At 71.8% G+C, this 17,687-nt stretch carries 18 protein-coding genes and 1 pseudogene; 3 read left to right on the top strand and 16 right to left on the bottom strand.

Translation table 11 applies throughout. From position 1 onward, the window contains the following. Positions 1-98 precede the first annotated feature (98 nt). Entirely contained in the window at positions 99-2,120 is a 2,022-nt protein-coding gene (gene pknB / locus ACIF6F_RS10300) for a Stk1 family PASTA domain-containing Ser/Thr kinase (protein WP_399943965.1), read from the top strand. 129 nt (positions 2,121-2,249) lie between these two features. Here the strand turns inward: pknB and ACIF6F_RS10305 are convergent, their stop codons facing one another. The 6 genes and pseudogenes from ACIF6F_RS10305 to ACIF6F_RS10330 form a co-directional block, all read right to left on the bottom strand. Next, positions 2,250-2,939: a class E sortase gene (locus ACIF6F_RS10305; protein ID WP_399943968.1), complete on the bottom strand. Its 690-nt coding sequence runs from the start codon at positions 2,937-2,939 to the stop codon at positions 2,250-2,252. Positions 2,940-2,949: 10 nt separating this feature from the next. Further along, a pseudogene (locus ACIF6F_RS10310) lies at positions 2,950-3,609 on the bottom strand (class E sortase); the annotation flags it as partial. Between the two features lie 107 nt (positions 3,610-3,716). Further along, positions 3,717-4,355 carry an aminodeoxychorismate/anthranilate synthase component II gene (locus ACIF6F_RS10315; protein ID WP_399943970.1) on the bottom strand — a complete coding sequence of 213 codons (639 nt, stop codon included), beginning with the start codon at positions 4,353-4,355 and terminating at the stop codon, positions 3,717-3,719. Beyond that, positions 4,352-4,525 (bottom strand): hypothetical protein, encoded by a 174-nt coding sequence (locus tag ACIF6F_RS10320; RefSeq protein ID WP_399943973.1) that lies wholly within the window; start codon positions 4,523-4,525, stop codon positions 4,352-4,354. Before ACIF6F_RS10320 ends, ACIF6F_RS10315 begins: the two co-directional genes overlap by 4 nt. A 32-nt stretch (positions 4,526-4,557) precedes the next feature. Beyond that, the gene (locus tag ACIF6F_RS10325) at positions 4,558-5,262 is read right to left on the bottom strand and encodes a class E sortase (RefSeq protein WP_399944581.1); all 705 of its coding nucleotides are present in this window, start codon (positions 5,260-5,262) and stop codon (positions 4,558-4,560) included. After that, complete coding sequence (locus ACIF6F_RS10330) at positions 5,231-5,983, bottom strand: DUF881 domain-containing protein (RefSeq protein ID WP_399943975.1); 753 nt, start codon at positions 5,981-5,983, stop codon at positions 5,231-5,233. The genes ACIF6F_RS10325 and ACIF6F_RS10330 overlap by 32 nt, the downstream gene beginning before the upstream one ends. 90 nt (positions 5,984-6,073) lie before the next feature. On the opposite strand from ACIF6F_RS10330, the gene crgA reads away from it, so the two are divergent. Beyond that, positions 6,074-6,328: a cell division protein CrgA gene (gene crgA / locus ACIF6F_RS10335; RefSeq protein WP_399943977.1), complete on the top strand. Its 255-nt coding sequence runs from the start codon at positions 6,074-6,076 to the stop codon at positions 6,326-6,328. 188 nt (positions 6,329-6,516) lie between these two features. Here crgA and ACIF6F_RS10340 read toward each other — a convergent pair whose 3' ends face one another. Both ACIF6F_RS10340 and ACIF6F_RS10345 read right to left on the bottom strand, forming a co-directional pair. Further along, positions 6,517-7,389 (bottom strand): rhomboid family intramembrane serine protease, encoded by an 873-nt coding sequence (locus ACIF6F_RS10340; protein ID WP_399943979.1) that lies wholly within the window; start codon positions 7,387-7,389, stop codon positions 6,517-6,519. 32 nt (positions 7,390-7,421) lie between these two features. Then, positions 7,422-7,949: a peptidylprolyl isomerase gene (locus ACIF6F_RS10345; protein ID WP_399943982.1), complete on the bottom strand. Its 528-nt coding sequence runs from the start codon at positions 7,947-7,949 to the stop codon at positions 7,422-7,424. Positions 7,950-8,131: 182 nt separating this feature from the next. Here ACIF6F_RS10345 and ACIF6F_RS10350 point away from each other — a divergent pair, with 182 nt between their 5' ends. Further along, positions 8,132-8,833 carry a DUF5324 family protein gene (locus ACIF6F_RS10350; protein WP_399944584.1) on the top strand — a complete coding sequence of 234 codons (702 nt, stop codon included), beginning with the start codon at positions 8,132-8,134 and terminating at the stop codon, positions 8,831-8,833. 88 nt (positions 8,834-8,921) lie between these two features. Here ACIF6F_RS10350 and ACIF6F_RS10355 read toward each other — a convergent pair whose 3' ends face one another. The 8 genes from ACIF6F_RS10355 to ACIF6F_RS10390 all read right to left on the bottom strand — a co-directional run bounded on the left by ACIF6F_RS10355 (position 8,922) and on the right by ACIF6F_RS10390 (position 17,528). Beyond that, on the bottom strand, positions 8,922-9,449 hold the full coding sequence (locus ACIF6F_RS10355) for a LysM peptidoglycan-binding domain-containing protein (protein ID WP_399944587.1): 528 nt from the start codon (positions 9,447-9,449) through the stop codon (positions 8,922-8,924). Positions 9,450-9,586: 137 nt separating this feature from the next. Then, a complete protein-coding gene (locus tag ACIF6F_RS10360; RefSeq protein WP_399943984.1) occupies positions 9,587-10,483 on the bottom strand; it encodes an EamA family transporter in 897 nt (298 codons plus the stop codon). A gap of 207 nt (positions 10,484-10,690) precedes the next feature. Further along, the gene (locus ACIF6F_RS10365) at positions 10,691-11,224 is read right to left on the bottom strand and encodes a flavin reductase family protein (protein ID WP_399943987.1); all 534 of its coding nucleotides are present in this window, start codon (positions 11,222-11,224) and stop codon (positions 10,691-10,693) included. Beyond that, on the bottom strand, positions 11,221-12,702 hold the full coding sequence (locus ACIF6F_RS10370; protein WP_399943989.1) for a dihydroorotase family protein: 1,482 nt from the start codon (positions 12,700-12,702) through the stop codon (positions 11,221-11,223). The genes ACIF6F_RS10365 and ACIF6F_RS10370 overlap by 4 nt, the downstream gene beginning before the upstream one ends. Then, the gene (locus ACIF6F_RS10375) at positions 12,690-13,841 is read right to left on the bottom strand and encodes an acyl-CoA dehydrogenase family protein (RefSeq protein WP_399943991.1); all 1,152 of its coding nucleotides are present in this window, start codon (positions 13,839-13,841) and stop codon (positions 12,690-12,692) included. The genes ACIF6F_RS10370 and ACIF6F_RS10375 overlap by 13 nt, the downstream gene beginning before the upstream one ends. After that, the gene (locus tag ACIF6F_RS10380) at positions 13,820-14,896 is read right to left on the bottom strand and encodes a PrpF domain-containing protein (RefSeq protein WP_399943994.1); all 1,077 of its coding nucleotides are present in this window, start codon (positions 14,894-14,896) and stop codon (positions 13,820-13,822) included. The genes ACIF6F_RS10375 and ACIF6F_RS10380 overlap by 22 nt, the downstream gene beginning before the upstream one ends. Further along, positions 14,893-16,713 (bottom strand): asparagine synthase (glutamine-hydrolyzing), encoded by a 1,821-nt coding sequence (asnB, locus tag ACIF6F_RS10385; RefSeq protein WP_399943997.1) that lies wholly within the window; start codon positions 16,711-16,713, stop codon positions 14,893-14,895. Before asnB ends, ACIF6F_RS10380 begins: the two co-directional genes overlap by 4 nt. A gap of 5 nt (positions 16,714-16,718) precedes the next feature. Beyond that, positions 16,719-17,528 carry a cupin domain-containing protein gene (locus ACIF6F_RS10390; RefSeq protein WP_399943999.1) on the bottom strand — a complete coding sequence of 270 codons (810 nt, stop codon included), beginning with the start codon at positions 17,526-17,528 and terminating at the stop codon, positions 16,719-16,721. Between the last annotated feature and the right edge of the window lie 159 nt (positions 17,529-17,687).

Below are 17,687 nucleotides of genomic sequence, written 5' to 3' on the forward strand. Positions count from 1 at the left end.
CTCGGACTCAGCCGCGCCCGGTAGCCTTTGCGCGAACAGCACACCGCCGGACCACACACGGGTGCGGTCGGGACTGACGGAGAGGGCTGGTAGTAGCTATGGAAGAGCCGCGTCGCCTCGGCGGCCGGTACGAGCTGGGCTCGGTGCTCGGCCGTGGTGGCATGGCCGAGGTGTATCTCGCGCATGACACCCGGCTCGGCCGCACCGTGGCCGTGAAGACGCTGCGGGCCGACCTCGCCCGCGACCCGTCCTTCCAGGCCCGGTTCCGCCGGGAGGCCCAGTCCGCCGCCTCGCTCAACCACCCGGCGATCGTCGCGGTCTACGACACCGGCGAGGACTACGTCGACAACATCTCCATCCCGTACATCGTGATGGAGTACGTCGACGGGTCCACGCTGCGTGAGCTGCTGCACTCCGGCCGCAAGCTGCTGCCCGAGCGCACCCTGGAGATGACCGTCGGCATCCTCCAGGCCCTGGAGTACAGCCACCGCGCCGGCATCGTCCACCGCGACATCAAGCCCGCGAACGTCATGCTGACGCGCACGGGCCAGGTCAAGGTCATGGACTTCGGCATCGCCCGCGCCATGGGCGACTCCGGCATGACCATGACGCAGACGGCCGCCGTCATCGGCACCGCCCAGTACCTCTCCCCGGAGCAGGCCAAGGGCGAGCAGGTCGATGCGCGGTCCGACCTCTACTCCACCGGCTGCCTGCTGTACGAGCTGCTGACGGTGCGGCCCCCGTTCGTCGGCGACTCCCCCGTGGCCGTCGCGTACCAGCACGTGCGGGAAGAGCCCCAGCCACCGAGCAACTTCGACCCCGAGATCACGCCCGAGATGGACGCCATCGTCCTGCGGGCCCTGGTCAAGGACCCCGACTACCGCTACCAGTCCGCGGACGAGATGCGGGCCGACATCGAGGCCTGCCTCGACGGCCAGCCGGTCGCGGCGACCGCCGCCCTGGGCGCAGTCGGGTACGGCGGGTACGAGAACAACGGCTACGGCTACCCCGACCAGCCCACCACGGCGCTGCGCGCGACCGACGCGGGCCAGACGTCGATGATGCCGCCCATGCCGCCCGGCGACGGGGGCTACGACCCGCACGGGTACGACGACCGCGGTCCGGCCCGGCGCCGCCAGAAGAAGAGCAACGCATCCACGATCCTGCTGGTAGTGGCCGCGATCCTGGTGCTGGTCGGCGCGATCCTGATCGGCCGCTCGCTGTTCAGCAAGACCGGCGGCGACGGCGTCAGCGCCCCGCAGCTGGTCGGCCTGAACCTGACCGACGCCCAGAACAGGGCGGACAACGCCGGTCTGAAGGTGGTCAAGGACAAGGAAGAGCCCTGCAAGGACCAGGCCAAGGGCCTCGTCTGCAGCCAGGACCCGGTCAAGGGCACCAGTGTGGAGAAGGGCTCCACCATCCACGTGGTGATCTCCACCGGCGCTCCGAAGGTGCTGGTCCCGGACGTGACCGGCATCTCGTTCAACGAGGCCGAGAAGCAGCTGGTCGACAAGGGCTTCACGGTCGACCGGAAGAACGAGGAGTCGGACCGCAAGCCCGGCACCGTGATCAGCCAGGACCCCAAGGGCGACTCCTCGGTCGAGACCGGCACCAAGGTCACCCTGACGGTGGCCAAGGAGGCCGAGAAGTCGATCGTCCCGGACCTGCTGGGCAAGACCCCCTCCGAGGCCCGCAAGGCCCTGGAGGAGGCCGACCTCAAGCTCGGTACGAAGGAAGAGGTCGACTCGACCGCGACGCCGAACACGATCGTCCAGCAGAGCCTGGAGGCCGGCTCGGAGGTCCAGCCCGGTTCGACGGTGAACGTCCAGGTCGCCAAGGCCGCGGCGAAGACGGCGGTGCCGCAGCTGTTCGGCAAGACCGTCGCCGAGGCCCGGGTGATCCTCCAGCAGAACAACCTGACCTTCGGCACCGTCCTGTCCGGTCCCTCGGACGAGAACGCGCGCATCCTGACGACGGAGCCGGGCGCCGGCCAGCCGGTCGACGGCGGCACCGCGATCAACGTCACCACGATGGGCGGGGACGGCCAGCAGCAGGGCGGGAACAACAACGGCGGGAACAACGGCGGAGGCCTCTTCGGCGGGCTCTCCAGCGGCCGCTGAGGCCCCTCCGCGGTACTCCTGGGACTCCCCGTCGGCCCGGCCGGCGGGGAGTTCCACTTTCCTGCGGGGACCACCGGTCCCGGAGGGGCTCCTTCCGGGACCACGGGTCTCGCAAGGGCTCCGCAGGACTCAGCGGAGTTCCGCGGGCGGGGTGCGGTCCGCGTCCACCTTCTGCGTCCGCTGGAGCTCGCCCCAGACGATGTAGCGGTACTTGGAGGTGTAGACCGGCGTGCAGGTCGTCAGCGTGATGTACCGGCCGGGGACGACCTTGCCGGACTGGCGGGGCACGGGCGCCAGCACCTCGGTGTTGTACTTCGAGGTCTGCTGCAGCGCCGCGTAGACGCGGTAGACGTACCAGGTGTCCCGGGTCTCGAAGACGACCGCGTCGCCCGTGCGCAGCTTGTGGATGTTGTGGAACTTGGCGCCGTGGCCGTCCCGGTGGGCGGCGAGCGTGAAGTTGCCCTGCTTGTCCCACGGGAGCGCCGACTTCACCGGCTCCGTGTAGTAGCCGGCGACGCCGTCGTTGAGCACCTCGGGCGAGGTGCCGCGCTTGACCAGCACCTCGCCGTCGCCCATGGCCGGTACGTGGAGGAAGCCGATGCCGTCGCGGGTGTCGAGGGCGCCGGGGCCGGCCGCGCGGGGCGCCGACCGCCACACCTCGCGGATCTGGTCGCCGCGCTCGGCGGCCGAGCGGTCGGCCAGCACGTTGGTCCACCACAGCGAGTACGCGACGAAGAGCCCGAGGACCAGTCCGGCGGTGATCAACAGCTCGCCGAGCAGGCTCAGGGCGCCGGCGATGCGGCTGCGGCCTCGTGACAACGTCTTTCCCCTACGCGAGTGCGGGCGGCGCGCCCTGGCTGCGGGGCCGCTCGTCGACCATCCTGCCCCAGACGATCATGCGGTAGGTGCTGGTGAACTCGGGGGTGCAGGTCGTCAGCGTGATGTAGCGGCCGGGTGCGGTGAACCCGGAGCCCGTCGGGACCGGCGCGATCACGGACACGTTGGTCGGCGGGGTCTGCGGGAGGATGCTGGTCATCTCGTACGTGAAGTACGCGTCCCGGGTCTCGACCACGATCGGGTCGCCGGGGGTGAGCCGGTTGATGTACCGGAACGGCTCGCCGTGGGTGTTGCGGTGGCCGGCGACCGCGAAGTTGCCCCGCTTGTCTCCGGGCATCGCGGTCTTCAGCTGACCCTCCGCGTAGTGGCCGACCATGCCGCGGTCGAGGACCCGCTGCTTGCTGATGCCCTCGGCGATGGGGACCTTCACGTCCAGCTTCGGGATGTACATGATCGCGAAGCCCTCGCCGGGCTCGAAGGCGGTGGGACCGGGCGCCGGCGGCGCCGCCGCCCAGTTCCGCTCCAGGTGCCGGGTGGCTCCGTCGGTCTCCCGGCCGGCCAGCACGTTCGTGTACCAGAGCTGGTAGGTGACGAAGAGCAGCATGAGGACGCCGAGGGTGATGAAGAGCTCCCCGGCCACGCGGCTCGCGATCACCAGGGGGCCGCCGCGGCGCCTGCGGCGCTCGCGCTTGGCGGCCTCCTGTGCTGCCCTGCGCCGCGCGGCCCGGCCCCCGGTGGGCGCGGGCGGCGCGACGGCGGTCACGCGAGTGCCTTGCCCACCACCGGGGCGAGCCCGGCGGACCGCTCGACGGCGCCCTTGTCGCCGCAGTCGGTGAGCCAGTTGGCGAGCATCCGGTGGCCGTACTCGGTGAGCACGGACTCGGGGTGGAACTGCACGCCCTCGACCAGGTGCTCGCGGTGCCGCAGGCCCATGATGATCCCGTCCTCGGTCCGGGCGGTGACCTCCAGGACGTCGGGGAGGGTCATCGGCTCGGCCGCGAGCGAGTGGTAGCGGGTGGCCGTGAAGGGCGAGGGGAGGCCCCGGAAGACGCCCTTGCCCTCGTGGGTGACCGGGGAGGTCTTGCCGTGCAGCAGCTCGGGCGCCCGGCCGACCACACCGCCGTACGCGACGGCCATGGACTGCATGCCGAGGCAGACGCCGAAGACCGGGACGCCCGTGCCGGCGCAGTGGCGGACCATGTCGACGCAGACGCCGGCCTCCTCGGGGGTGCCGGGGCCCGGGGAGAGGAGGACGCCGTCGAAGCCGTCCTGCGCGTGGGCCAGCTCGACCTCGTCGTTGCGCAGCACCTCGCACTCGGCGCCCAGCTGGTACAGGTACTGGACCAGGTTGAAAACAAAGCTGTCGTAGTTGTCCACGACCAGAATGCGCGCGCTCACCGGGTCCCCGATCCCTCGTCGACGGTCACATCGTTGAACGGAAGGAGGGGCTCGGCCCAGGGGAAGACGTACTGGAAAAGCACGAAGACCACCGCGAGGACCAGGACCAGGGAAATCAGCGCGCGAACCCACGCGTTTCCCGGCAGATGGCGCCAGATCCAGCCGTACATGCCGTCCCTTCCGTTCCGTGTACCGCACCAGATTACGGGCTGAGGTGTCCCGTGGAACGGGTCTCGGTCAGTTCGGCCCAGACGACGAGACGGTGGCTGTGGCCCCACTCCGGCTCGCAGGTCGTGAGGGTGAGGTAGCGGCCGGGGGCGGTGAAGCCCGACTTCGCGGGGACGGCGTCGAGGACCGCGACGTCGGTGGGCAGGGTCCGCAGGGGCCGGTTCGTGATCCGGTACGTGTACCAGGTGCGGGCGTCCTTGATCAGCACCCGGTCGCCGGGGCGCAGCAGCGGGAAGTCCTTGAAGGGGTCCCCGTACGTGCGCCGGTGGCCGGCGACGGCGAAGTTGCCGGTGCCGCCGAGGGGGGCGCTGGACGCGTAGTGGCCGAGGCCCCGCTTGAGGACGCCGGGGGCGGTGCCCTCCAGGAGGGGCTTGCGCCAGCCGGCGCCGAGGCGGGGGATGTACATCTCGGCGAAGGCGGTGCCCTCGGCGTACCGCTCCTCGGCCGGCGTCCCGGCGGTGCCGGCGGGGGCAGCCGACTGCCAGCGGGCGCGCAGCCGCTCCATCTCGCCGTCCATGGCGCGGTCGGCCTTGACCCCGGTCCAGAAGAGCACGTACGCGACGAAGAGGACGATCAGCGTGCCGGTGGTCAGACAGAGTTCGCTGAGCGTCCGGACGGTCAGCCGGAGCACGGCCCGGCCGTCCCACCTACTGCTGCGGTTGCTCCACGGGCTTCGCATAGTGGAGGTCAACTGTGCCCGAATAGCCGGGCAGAGTCAGCGCCTTGTGGTCCTCCACTTTCCATCCCAGGCCGTAGGCGTTGACGTAGAGCTGGTAGTTCTGGATGGCCGGTGAGGCGGTGAGGGCCCGGCGCAGCTGCGCGGGGTCGCCGACGGCGGTGACCTTGTAGGGGGGCGAGTAGACGCGGCCCTGGAGGATCAGGGTGTTGCCCACGCAGCGCACGGCGCTGGTGGAGATCAGGCGCTGGTCCATGACCCGGATGCCGCGGGCGCCGCCCTGCCAGAGGGCGTTCACCACGGCCTGGAGGTCCTGCTGGTGGATCACCAGGTCGTTGGGCTGGGGCTCGGGGACGTTGGGGATGCGGGCGGTGGCGCCGGGCGGGGCGTCGTTGAGGGTGACGGTGACGGCCCGGCCGGTGATGGGGTCGGTGCCGGCCGCCTTCTCCAGCGCGTTCAGCTTGGCGTCCTCGGCGCGGGTGCTGCCGTCGTCGCGTTCGGCGAGGGCGTCCACCTCCTTGCGGATGACGCCGGTGCGGTCCTCCAGGTCCGCGTTGTCCTGGCTGCGGTCGTGGATCAGATCGGAGAGTTTCAACAGCGAGGTGTCGGTGCGGATGTCCGTACCCTTGGACGTGTTGAAGCTGGTCACGAAGATGAGACCGGCGAGCGCGAACACGCCGGCCGTGAGCAGCCGGACCGGCCTGCGGTCGTCGGAATTGCTCAACGTACCCTTCTCCTTCAGCGCCCCTGACCCACTACGCTAACGGACGCCCGGGGGAGGCTCGTCCCCAGCGCATCGACAGGAGAGACCCTCGTGCCGAAGTCACGTATCCGCAAGAAGGCCGACTACACGCCGCCGCCGGCGAAGCAGGCACAGACCATCAAGCTGGGCAACCGCAGCTGGGTGGCTCCGGTAATGCTGGCCATGTTCCTGATCGGCCTGGCCTGGATCGTCGTCTTCTACGTGACCGATACCCGGCTGCCCGTCGAGGCGCTGGGCAATTGGAACATCGTGGTCGGTTTCGGCTTCATCGCCGCGGGTTTCGGCGTATCCACCCAGTGGAAGTAAGTCAAGCTCTCCGCAGAGTTATCCACAGCGCTATCCACACCTGAGGAAAAGGCAGAAGATCTGTGGATAACCTGGACCCAGGTTGACGCCGGTGTGATTGATCCGGCCGCCGACCTGGGTCTTCTCGGTTCCACGGGCACTTTCCACACCGTGCACAAGATCCGCCACGGACTGTGGACAACTTGCGCTCAGGTGAGCGCGGCGGTCCTCAGGAGCACGGCCGCGAGCACACCCGCGAGGACCAGCCCACAGGTCCCCCACTGGACGAGCGCACGGTGCTCGCGGGGTGCGTAGACCATGCCCGCGCCCATTACGGCGCCGGCGACGAGGCCGCCGATGTGGGCCTGCCAGGAGATCCCGCCCCAGCCGAAGGTCATGATCAGGTTGATCGCCAGCAGCGCGATCACCGGCCGCATGTCGTAGCGCAGCCGCCGCATCAGCACGGCCGTCGCGCCGAACAGGCCGAAGATGGCGCCCGAGGCGCCGATGGTCAGGGAGAACGGCGGCTCCAGCAGGTAGACCAGCGCGCTGCCGGCCAGCCCCGAGAGCACGTACAGGGTCAGGTACCTGGCCCGGCCCAGCGCCTGCTCCAGAGGCCCGCCCAGCCACCAGAGGCTGAGCATGTTGAAGCCGATGTGCCAGATCTCCTCGTGCAGGAACATCGAGGTGAGCAGGCGGTACCACTGACCGTCCACGACGCCCTGGAGATCGGTGTTCGAGTAGTAGCCGCCGATCAGCCCCAGCTCACGGAGCACCGGGTTTCCGAAGCCCTCGCCGCCCACCGCGTGCACGGCGACGAAGAAGGCGACGTTGATGCCGACGAGCACCTTCGTGACCAGGTGCGGGTCGCCGGCGACGGTCCCGCCGACCACCGTGCGCGGCTGGTTCGCGGCCGGGCCGTGGCCCGTACCGGAGCCGGTGCGCACGCACTCGGGGCACTGGAAGCCCACCGAGGCGTCGACCATGCAGTCCGGGCAGATCGGGCGCTCGCAGCGGGTGCAGCGGACGCCGGTCTCGCGGTCCGGGTGGCGGTAGCAGCCCGGCAGGTGCTCGGTTTCCATCGGTCCCCCTCCTGGTCGGCTCGGCCCGTGCGTCAGCGCTTCTCGACGACGACCGACTGGATCACGACGTCCTCCAGCGGGCGCTCGGTGCGCGGGTTGGTCGGCGTACCCGCGATGGCGTCGACCACCTTGCGGCTGGCGTCGTCGACGACCTCGCCGAAGATGCTGTGCTTGCGGGTCAGCCAGGCGGTCGGGGCGACCGTGATGAAGAACTGGGAGCCGTTGGTGCCCGGGCCCGCGTTCGCCATGGCGAGCAGGTAGGGCTTGGTGAAGTTCAGGTCGGGGTGGAACTCGTCCGCGAAGGTGTAGCCGGGGCCGCCGGTGCCGTTGCCCAGGGGGTCGCCGCCCTGGATCATGAAGCCGCTGATCACCCGGTGGAAGACCGTGCCGTCGTAGAGGGGGTCGGTGGTCTTCGCCCCGGTTTCCGGGTTGACCCACTCGCGCTCGCCCTTGGCGAGTTCGACGAAGTTGCGGACCGTCTTCGGCGCGAAATCCGGAAGAAGGAGGATTTCGATGTCTCCGTGACTGGTCTTCAGGGTGGCGTACAGCTTCTCGGCCACGAATCTGCCTTCCATAGTCCTCACTGACGTCCTCCGATCCTCGCACGGCCGGGGTGAGAGGGGACAAACCGTCGGCGGGACACCCGGATGCCTTTGCGCGCGTGCCGTCAAGCGTTATGACAGGCATGATCCGACAAAGGGTGGAAAGGTGAGCTGTGTCCGCCACCGAGGAGGAGGAACACGTGACCCGCATGGACAGCGTGCGCGCCGCCGGGACTTCGGCGAAGGAAAGCGTGCGGCACGCCGCGGAAGTGGTGGCGCCGTACGCCGAGACCGCCAGGGACGCGGCGACGCAGTACGCGCACGAGGCGCGCGTACGCGTGGCGCCGAAGGTCGCGAGCGCCGCACACCAGGCGCGCGCCCAGTACGACGTACATCTCGCACCGCGTATGCACCAGGCCCGGGAGGCGCTTCCTCCCCAGGTCGACCAGGCAGCCACGAAGGCGGTGATGAACACCCGCAGGGCGGCCCGCCAGGCCGTCGACTACACGGCTCCGCGCATCGAGAGCGCGGTCGAGGCGACCAGGCCGGTGGCCGTCGAGGCGGCGGCCCGCTCCACCGCGGCGCTGTACGCCCTGAAGGGGCAGGTGACGCCGGACGAGATCCGGAGGATGGTGCGCCGGCACGAGCGGCGCCACAAGACCGCACGGATCCTCAAGGGCGTCGCGGTCGTCGGCGTGGTGGCCGGCGTCGCGTTCGCGGTCTGGAGGTGGTGGGACCAGCAGTCGAACCCGGACTGGCTGGTCGAGCCGCCGGCCGCGACCGAGGTCCCGGACCGCGGCGGGCTGGGATCGCTGGACGGCAGCACGTCGTCCAACGGCGCCTACGACCCCGAGGTCGAGGCCAAGCAGGCCGAGGCCGACCGGGAGCGCGGGGACCTCTGAGCCCCGGCCCGACCCCACAGCAGCCGGGGCCCGGATCCGATGGAGGATCCGGGCCCCGGCTCCGTGCGGCCGTCGGGCGCGCCTGCTGTCAACCGGGCAGGGTGAGGACCATACCGGGGTGGATCATGTCGGGGCTGTTGCCGATGACGCCCCGGTTCATGGCGTAGAGCTCCCGCCACCGCGCCTCGTTGCCGAGCTGGGTGCGGGCGATCGCGGCGAGAGAGTCGCCGGGCTTCACGGTGTACGTGCGCTTCACGGCGGCCGGGGGCGGCTGGGCGGCGGGAGTGGTGGTCATGGCGGTGTCGGCCGCCGGGGTCATCGCGGTGTCGGCCGCCGGGCTCATCGCGGTCGGGCTCATCGCGGTGTCCGGTGCCGCGGTCCCGGGCATCGGGGCCATGGGCTTCGGGCCGGTGGCGATGTCGGGCGTCGGGGCGACCGTGGGCGAGGAGGCGGCCTGCTTGGCTGTCCCCGCCTCCGCGTACCTGGTCGTGGTGCCGGCCGGTCCCGCGGTGGGCCCGTCGGCGGCCGCCCGCTGCTCCTGGACCTGCTCCTTCACCGTGTCGGCCGGGTGGTGCGCCCGTTTCCTGTCTGATTTGAGGAAGTCGAAGATTCCCATGTCGGTCACGCCTCCGGGCGACGGGTCTTCCCCCACCTCCAAGGATCCCACCGCACGGGCCGGGCCACCCGGTACCGGAGCCTTCCGAGCGAACGGTTCCGGTCCGGTCGGTCAGGTCGGTCAGGTCGGTCAGGTCCTCAGCCGGAGGTCCGCTCGGGAGCGGGTACGGCCGGCGGTACGGCCTCCGCCCCGTCCCCGGCGGGCGGCTGGACGCCCTCCTCCAGGGAGACCGCCACACCGGCGGCCAGCACCAGGGCCATGCCGGCCAGCTGCCAGATCCCGAGGGCCTGGGCCAGTACCGCGAACCCGATCAGGGCGGCCACGGCGGGCTCCAGGCTGAAGAGGATGCCGAAGGTCCGCGAGCTCAGGCGGCGCAGCGCCGCCATCTCCAGCAGGTACGGGACGATCGGGAACAGCACCGCGACGCCCGCCACCGCAAGCAGCACCAGCCACCGGTCGCCGCCCGCGTCGGCCAGCCCGCGCACGGCCTCCGAGAGCCCGAAGGGCGCCACCACCAGGGCGCCGACGGTGATCGAGGCGGCCAGGCCCTGGAAGCCCTCGAAGGTGCTGCCCACCGCCTTGGTCAGCACGATGTACAGGGCCCAGCAGACCGCCGCACCCGCCGCGAAGGCCAGGCCCAGCGGGTCCAGTCCGGCCGCGCCGTCCAGCGCGTGGTCCTCGGTCAGGGTGATCAGCGCGACTCCCCCGCCGGCGGCCAGCGCCCACAGCACGTCCCGGACGCGGCGCGAGCCGATCAGCGCCACCGTGAGGGGCCCGAGGTAGTCGATGGTGGCGGCGATGCCGAGCGGGATCCGGTCGATGGCGGCGGCGAAGAAGAGCGTCATCCCGCCGGACACGGCACCCAGCACCAGGACGGAGCCGAGCTGCCGCGGGGTCTTGCCGCGCAGCACCGGCCGGGCGAGGGCGAGCAGCAGCAGGGCGGCGAAGAGCAGCCGCAGCGCGGTCGTCCCGCGCACCCCCACGTGGTCGAACAGCGGCTTGGAGGCGGCCAGGCCCAGCTGGAGCACCGTCATCGAAGCCACCGCATAACCGGTCACCGGTATGCGCGGCCCGCGTCCCGCCCCCATGGCGCCCCTCCCCCGTCGACAGTCCCAGCCTCACCCAGGAGCACCGGCCGTGTCCCGCGCATTCCCGGTGGGGGCCGAGAGCCTCCGCCTTTTGGCCGGGACCGGGCGGGGAGCCGAGTCCCCTGCCCCCGGTACGGCGTCCCAGCCCACGGCTCAGGCTCCCGGACGGGGAACGGGGCGGGCGTACGCGAAGCCGCGCTGGTGCCACAGCAGCCCCCCGGCCGGGGTCAGGCCGAGCCCGTCCCCGTCGACCGAGACCACACGGCCGACGAGGATCGTGTGGTCACCGCCGTCCAGGGTTTCGTGGCGCTCGCACATCAGGCGCAGCGCGGAGTCGGACAGGCCGGGGGCAGCGTCCTCGCCCGCGGCCAGCCGGACGCCGTCGAAACGGCGGTCCGGGCGGCCGGCGAACTTCAGGGCCAGCTCTTCGTCCCCCGGGGCCAGCAGGTTCACGCAGAAGGATGAGGCCCCGACCAGCGCGTCGTGGCTGGAGGACTTCCGGTCCAGGCACACCAGGAACAGCGGCGGGTCCAGGGAGAGCGACGAGACGGCGCTGGCCGTCAGGCCGCGCGGGGTGCCGTACTCGTCGTAGCAGGTCACGACCGTGACGGGGGCGGCCAGCGCGGCCATCGCGGCGCGGAACTCCTCCGCGGTGACCCCGGTCCGCGCCAGCAGTGCGGCGCTCATCGGGTCCCCTCCGCCTCGGCACCGGCAACCGTCTGTGTTTCACGTGAAACATCGGCGGTGTCCGCAACGAGCTGTCCCAGGACTGCCGGGGCGGGTGCGAGCCAGCGGCCGGCCGGGGTGCCGGTGAAGCCGGAGCGGACGTCCCAGACCTGCTCGCCGCCCTTGATCACGGTGGTGAAGCGGCCGCGGAAGAGCCAGCCCTCGTAGGCGGACCAGCCGCACTTGGCCTGGATGTCGTCCCGGGTCGGCTGCCAGCGCTCCGCCGGGTCGAGGATCGCGAGGTCGGCGTCGGCCCCGGGGACCAGCCTGCCCTTGCCGGGGAGCCGGAAGAGGTCGGCGGGGCCCGAGCCCATCAGCCGTGCCAGGTGCGTGGCCGCCTCGTCCGGGTCGACCCGCTTGGTCATCATGCCGGTCCAGGCCGCGATGGCGAGCTCCTGGACGCCGGGCAGGCCGGGCGGGGCGTCGGCCGGAACCTTGCTCTTCTCCTCGATGGTGTGCGGAGCGTGGTCGCTGCCGAGGCTCGCGGCCTCGCCGGTCAGCGCCGCGTGCCACAGGCGGTCCTGGTCGCCCAGGCCCCGGATGGCGGGCGAGAGCCGGGTGCGCGGACCGCGCCGACAGGTGTCGGCATCGGTGAAGGAGAGGTGGTGGCCGGTGACCTCGAAGGTCAGCGGCAGGCCCTCCTGGGCGGCGGCCACGAGCATGTCCGCCTCCTCCGCCGTGGAGGCGTGCAGGATGTGGGCGCGGGTGCCGTACGTGCGGACCAGCTGGATCACCTTGGCGCAGGCCACGATCGCGCCGGAGCGGGGGCGGTGGGGCTCGTACTCGTCGTAGGAGCCGGGCTCGCCGCGCCAGGTGTCGAGCAGGTCGAAGATGTGCTGGTCCTCGGCGTGCAGCACGAGCTGGACGTTGCCGCGCGCGGCGGCGGCGAAGGCGTCCTCCAGGGCCCGCCAGTCGCGGAAGACCACGGGGGCGGTGTGGTGACCGGCCATGAACACCTTGGCGGAGGTGGCGACTTCCGGGTCGAGGGTGGCCAGCACCTCGGGGTGCTCGGGGTCCGCCCCGATGTGGAAGCGGTAGTCCACCCAGGAACGGCCCTCGATGATCGCGGCCTTGGCGCGGACGTCGTCCTCGTTCAGCGACGGCGGGCGGGTGTTGGGCATGTCCAGCACGGTGGTCACGCCGCCCGCGATCGCCGCCCGGCTCCCGTGCTCCCAGTCCTCCTTGTACTCCAGGCCGGGGGTGCGGAAGTGCACGTGCGAGTCGATGAGTCCGGGCAGGACGTACCGGCCGGCCGCATCGACGCGGGGGCCTTCGGGGACCTGCTCGCCCGGCTCCAGGACGGCGTCGATCCGGCCGTTGCGGATGACGACGGCGCCTTCCTTGACGCCTTCCGGGGTGACCAGGCGGCCGCCCACGACGACGAGGTCGGCGGTGGCCGTGCGGCCGGTCAGCTGGTCGGCGGAGTTCAGCGGTTCCATGAGAGGCTCACCAGTTCCCTGCAGAGGTCGTTCGTGGGGCCCATGAGGGCGACGGCGCGGGCGTCCCGGCCGTACCGGTTGACGGGGTGGCTCTCGACGTATCCGGCCGAGCTGAGGATCTGCTCGACCTCGGAGATGACCCGTTCGGCGGCGGCGGAGGCGAAGAGCTTGGAGTGGAGGGTGGTCAGGCCCGGGTCGGCGGACTCGCGACGGCCGGCCCGCTCGACCACCGCGCGGGCGGCCTCGACCTGCGTGGTCAGGTCGACCAGCCGGTAGCGCAGGGACTGGTGGCCGTACAGTGCGCGCTTGGCGGCGTGTGCGTGGGCGGCGTCCAGGGCCGCCTGGGCCAGTCCGACGGCGACCGCGCCGAGCGTCGCGCCGCTCTCCCGCACCCTGGCGATGACGGAGGCCGCCACGCCTTCGGCGCCGAGCCGGTCCCCGTCGGTGACGTGGCAGTCGCGCAGGTCGACGAAGCCGGTGGCGGAGCCGCGCATGCCGGCCAGCCGCATCGAGGTGTCCGGGACGAGGCCGGGGTTGTCGCCGCGGATGAGGAAGAAGGTCTGCCCGGCGGCGCCGTAGCCGGTGTCGCCCCCGGCCGCGGTGTCGTCGCCGGTCTGGGCCAGCACGAGGTAGACGTCGGCCACCCCGGCGCTGGTGGTGAAGGCCTTGGCCCCGTCGAGGCACCAGCCGGTGTCGGTCCGGACGCCCTTGGTGGCCAGGTTCTTCTTGTTGGCGCCGGCGCCGGTCTCGCTCCAGGCGGAGGCGGCCAGCCACTCGCCCGAGGCGAGCCTGGGGAGCAGCTCGCGGTGCTGGGCGGGGGTGCCCTGCTCCACGATGCGGCTGCTGACCGCGAAATGCTGGAAGAGCATGATCGAGGCGGATGCGTTGACCGCGGCCACCTGCTCGACGCAGCGGTTGAGGTCGACCGGGCCGGCTCCCGCGCCGCCGAACTCGCGCGGCACGGCCAGGCCGAGCAGGCGGCTCTCGCGGAGTACGGCGACGGCGTCGAGGTCGGGCTCGCCGGTCCGGTCCGCGGCCACGGCGCAGGCGGCCAGCGCGTCGCGCACCTCGGGGTCGAGCGCCGACAGCGAGAGCCGCAGCCCGGCGTCGGGGGTGGTCAGACTGGCAGTGGCAGACATGCGCGCTCCTGGGACGAGGACAGGGAAGTGGAGAGGGAGGGGGCGGCGTACGGGAAGCGGGCGGCGGGCAGTCCGGCCCAGCCCTGGTAGTCGACGCGCTTCCCGGCGACCGAGACCCAGGCCAGCCGCGGCCCGGTCTCCGTCCGCACGGACGACGCGGAGACCTGGAGCTCGCCGCCCGGCGTGACGAGCGTGACGAGGCCCTCGCGGTAGCCGCTGTTCCAGGCGAGCGACCACGGGATGGTGCCCTCGATGCCGACCGCCGTCCCCAGGCAGATGGCGCCGGTCAGGGCCAGCGTCGGGTGCCAGGAGGGCACCGAGACCGCCCGGACGGCCAGGGCGCCGCCCTCCTGCGGCAGCACGGCCGCGATCTTGGGGAACGCCCCGGACGGGTCCCAGCCCTGCTGCTCGCACACCGCGAGCCGGATCCGGGCGAACTGGTCGAAGAGCTTCCCGTCGGCGGCGAAGAGCTGTTCCTTCGTCTCCACACCGAGGTGGCGGGCGGGTACGAACACGTACGGGTTGCCCATCGAGACCAGCGAGACCGGGACGGCCATCCGGTCCACGTGGACCTCGGTGACCGGCTCCCCCGTCATCAGCAGCTCGGTGTACGGCTTGGTCGGCGTGCACAGGAAGTGCGCCGTGAAGCTCGTGCCGCCGTCGGAGGTCTCCTCGACCTCGCAGACCACGTTGTCGCCGTTGTTCAGCACGTTCACCCGTACCCGGGCGCCGGGGACGAGCGGCGGGATCATCCCGGCCCTGGCGGCCGCCTCGACGGCCGCCAGGATGGAGTGCCCGCAGGAGCCGCGCAGGTCGAACGAGGCGTGCGACTGGGGCAGCGACTGCACGAACCGGTAGTCCAGGTCGAACAGCGGGTGCGCGGAGGGCCGCACGATCGCGTTCTTCAGTACGTCGCCGGCGCCGTCGGCGCTGAGGTCCGCCCGGATGGCCGTCAGGCTCTCCAGCAGCTCGTCGGTCTCCTCGGGCAGGCCCTGCCCGTCGAGGACCAGCGTGGGGCAGGGCGCTCCGTGGGCGTTGGCGAAGTAGCCGCTCACCGCGCCCCCTGGAGGAAGCCCGCCCGGGAGGCGGCCGCGCCGAAGAACTGCGTGCGCCACATCTGGTGGGACATCAGCGCCCAGATCGCCAGGGACGCGCCGTCGGACGGACGCGTCGCCTGCTCGTCGAAGAGGCCGGTGACCACCTCGGGGCGGATGCGGCCGTCGGCGCGCAGCGCGCTCTCCGACAGGGCGTCACGGGCGACGTCCCACAGGGCCTGGCCCGGCGTGAGCATCGCGGTGATGGGCAGGGTGAAGGGCTGCTTGGGGCGGTTGAGGACGCTGTCCGGGACCAGGCCCCCGGCCGCCGCGTACAGCGCCCGCTTGACCCCGGTGGAGTTGATCTTCTGCTCGTCGGTGAGGGTGGTGGCGAACCGGACCACCTTGGGCTGGCAGAACGGCAGCCGCGCCTCGACGGAGCTGGCCATGGACAGGTGGTCCACGCGCCGCAGGTGGTACGAGGGCAGCCGGTACTGCTGCTCGATGGCGCAGATGCGCCGCATGCGCGAACCCCGGCCGCCTTCCAGCGTCTCGGTGAGCCCGGCCGGGAGGGCGGGGCCGTGGGCCCGTACCGCTCCGGCGTACTCGTCCGTGTAGAGCCGCTCGCGCAGGGCGCGGGGCACCGCCGAGAGGTGGTCGAGGTACTCCTGGACCCAGCCCAGGCCGCCGGGTGCCGCCATGGCGTGCGTCATCCGCGCATAGCCGCCGAACAGCTCGTCCGCCGCGTCTCCGGTGAGGGCGACCTTGAACCCCGCGTCGCGGACCGCGCGGAACAGGGAGAACGTCGACAGGGTGATGGGGTCGGCATTGGGCTGCCCCAGGTGCCAGACCACGTCCGCCAGCAGGTCGGGGAAGGTGGCCGGGTCGACCTCGACCTGGTGGTGGACCGTGCCGGCGCGACCGGCCACCTCGGCGGCGAAGGCGCGCTCGTCCGAGGGCCAGTTGCCGGTGTAGGCGATGTTGAAGGTGTGCAGCCGGTCGGTGGCCCGCGCCGCGAGGGCGGTGACCAGGCTGGAGTCCAGACCGCCGGAGGTGATCGCGGCGACGGGCGCGTCGGCGATCAGCAGCCGGGAGACCTCCTTGGCCAGCAGCTCGCGCAGTTCCTCGCCGGCCTGGGCCAGGCTCCGCGCGGTGTCGGGGCCGGCGGTCGTGTGGCCGAGCGGACGGGTGGTGATGCTCAGTCCGCCGCGGCGGCCGACCACGGCCGTGGCGGCCGGGGGCAGCACCTGGATGCCGCGGAACATGGTGCGGTCGCCGAAGGGGGTCTTCGAGACCAGGTAGGCGTCGAGACCGTACTCGTCCTCCTCGGCCGTGACGTCGGCGAAGCCGAGCAGCGCGGGGATCTCGGAGGCGAAGCGGAACCGGCCGTCGGCCTCGTCCCACGCGTAGTAGAGCGGCTTCATGCCCGACTCGTCGGTGGCGATGACGAGCTTGGGCTCTTCGCGCAGGTCCATGACCGCGACGGAGTACATGCCGTCGAGCTGCTCGGCGAAGCGCTCGCCGTACTCCACGTAGAGGGCGGGCAGCACGGAGCCGTCGCAGTTGTCCGGGATGCGGTGGCCGCGCGCCTCCAGGCGGGCCGCCAGCTCGCGGTGGTTGTACAGCTCGCCGTTGAAGACGACCGTGACGGCGCCGAGGCGGTACGGCTGCTCGCCGCCCTCGGGGTCCATGATCGAGAGCCGGTTGTTGCCGAGGGCCCAGTCGTCCTTCCCGGTGAAGGTCTGGGCGTCGGGCCCGCCGTGGCGCAGCAGAGCGGCGACGGTGCGCAGCTCCTGGTCGCTCGTGCCGGCATTGAAGGATCCGTAGATACGGCACATGTCGGTCAGACCACCTGTGAGGAGACGCCGGCGGCGTCGTAGAGGGCAGGGTCGAAGGGGGTCGGGCCGCCGCAGGTCACGAAGCGGCGGGCGTCCGGGCCCGTGTGGGGGTTCCGTGCTCCGTGCAGCACGCCCGGGGCGGCGAAGAGCACGTCACCGGCCGCGACGTCGATCCAGCGGTCCACGAGGTACATCTGGCCCACGCCCTCGAAGGCGATGAACGCCTCGTCGCTGTGCGTGTGGAGGTGGACGTTGAACGTCTCGCCGGGCTGCTGGATGCCGCAGTGCAGACAGAGCTGGCAGCTGCCGGCTCCGGGCCAGAAGATGAAGTTCATGGTGGCGCGGGGGGCCTCTTCGGGGGCCACCTGGCCGGTGCCCGCAAAGCCGCGCAGCTGGGTCTCGTCGTCCCAGAGCGTGGAGAAGACCTTCGGGTCGGTGCCGAGGGTCCGGCCCTCGGCCAGCGGGGTGCGCCATACGTAGGCCGTCATGCCCTCTGGGCCCGCGAACAGCGTGAGGGCACGTCCGGTGGGTGCGTACGCGGCGGACGCGCGCCCGGCGTCCCGGGTCTCGTCGCCGACCCGCAGGCGGCCCGATCCCTCGTGGACGACCACGGTGTTCTCTTCGAGCGTGGTGTCGTCGGGGCTCCAGGCCTCCCCCGCCGCGACGCGCACGATGTGCAGCGTCACCCAGGTCGCTCCGAGCGCCGGGCTCACCGGGGTGGCGACCTCGGTACCGCCGGAGCCCGGCACGGGCTCGAAAACGAACTCCTCCGAGTGGATGATCCGTGCCTCGCCCAAGTGGCTTGAAGTCTTCATGGGTGCTCCGTCTGTGCTCTCTCCTGCTGGCCCGTGAAGCTTCGGTTTCGGAGTTCCCGATCACCTCCCGGAGCAGTACCGCCCGATCCGGGAACCCTTTACGCTCTTTTCCGGAGCAGGCCCCTCACCTGGGGTTTTGCGAGCACGTCGGGTGGGGGC

The organism is Streptomyces sp. NPDC086023 (assembly GCF_044540325.1).
Classification (GTDB): domain Bacteria; phylum Actinomycetota; class Actinomycetes; order Streptomycetales; family Streptomycetaceae; genus Streptomyces.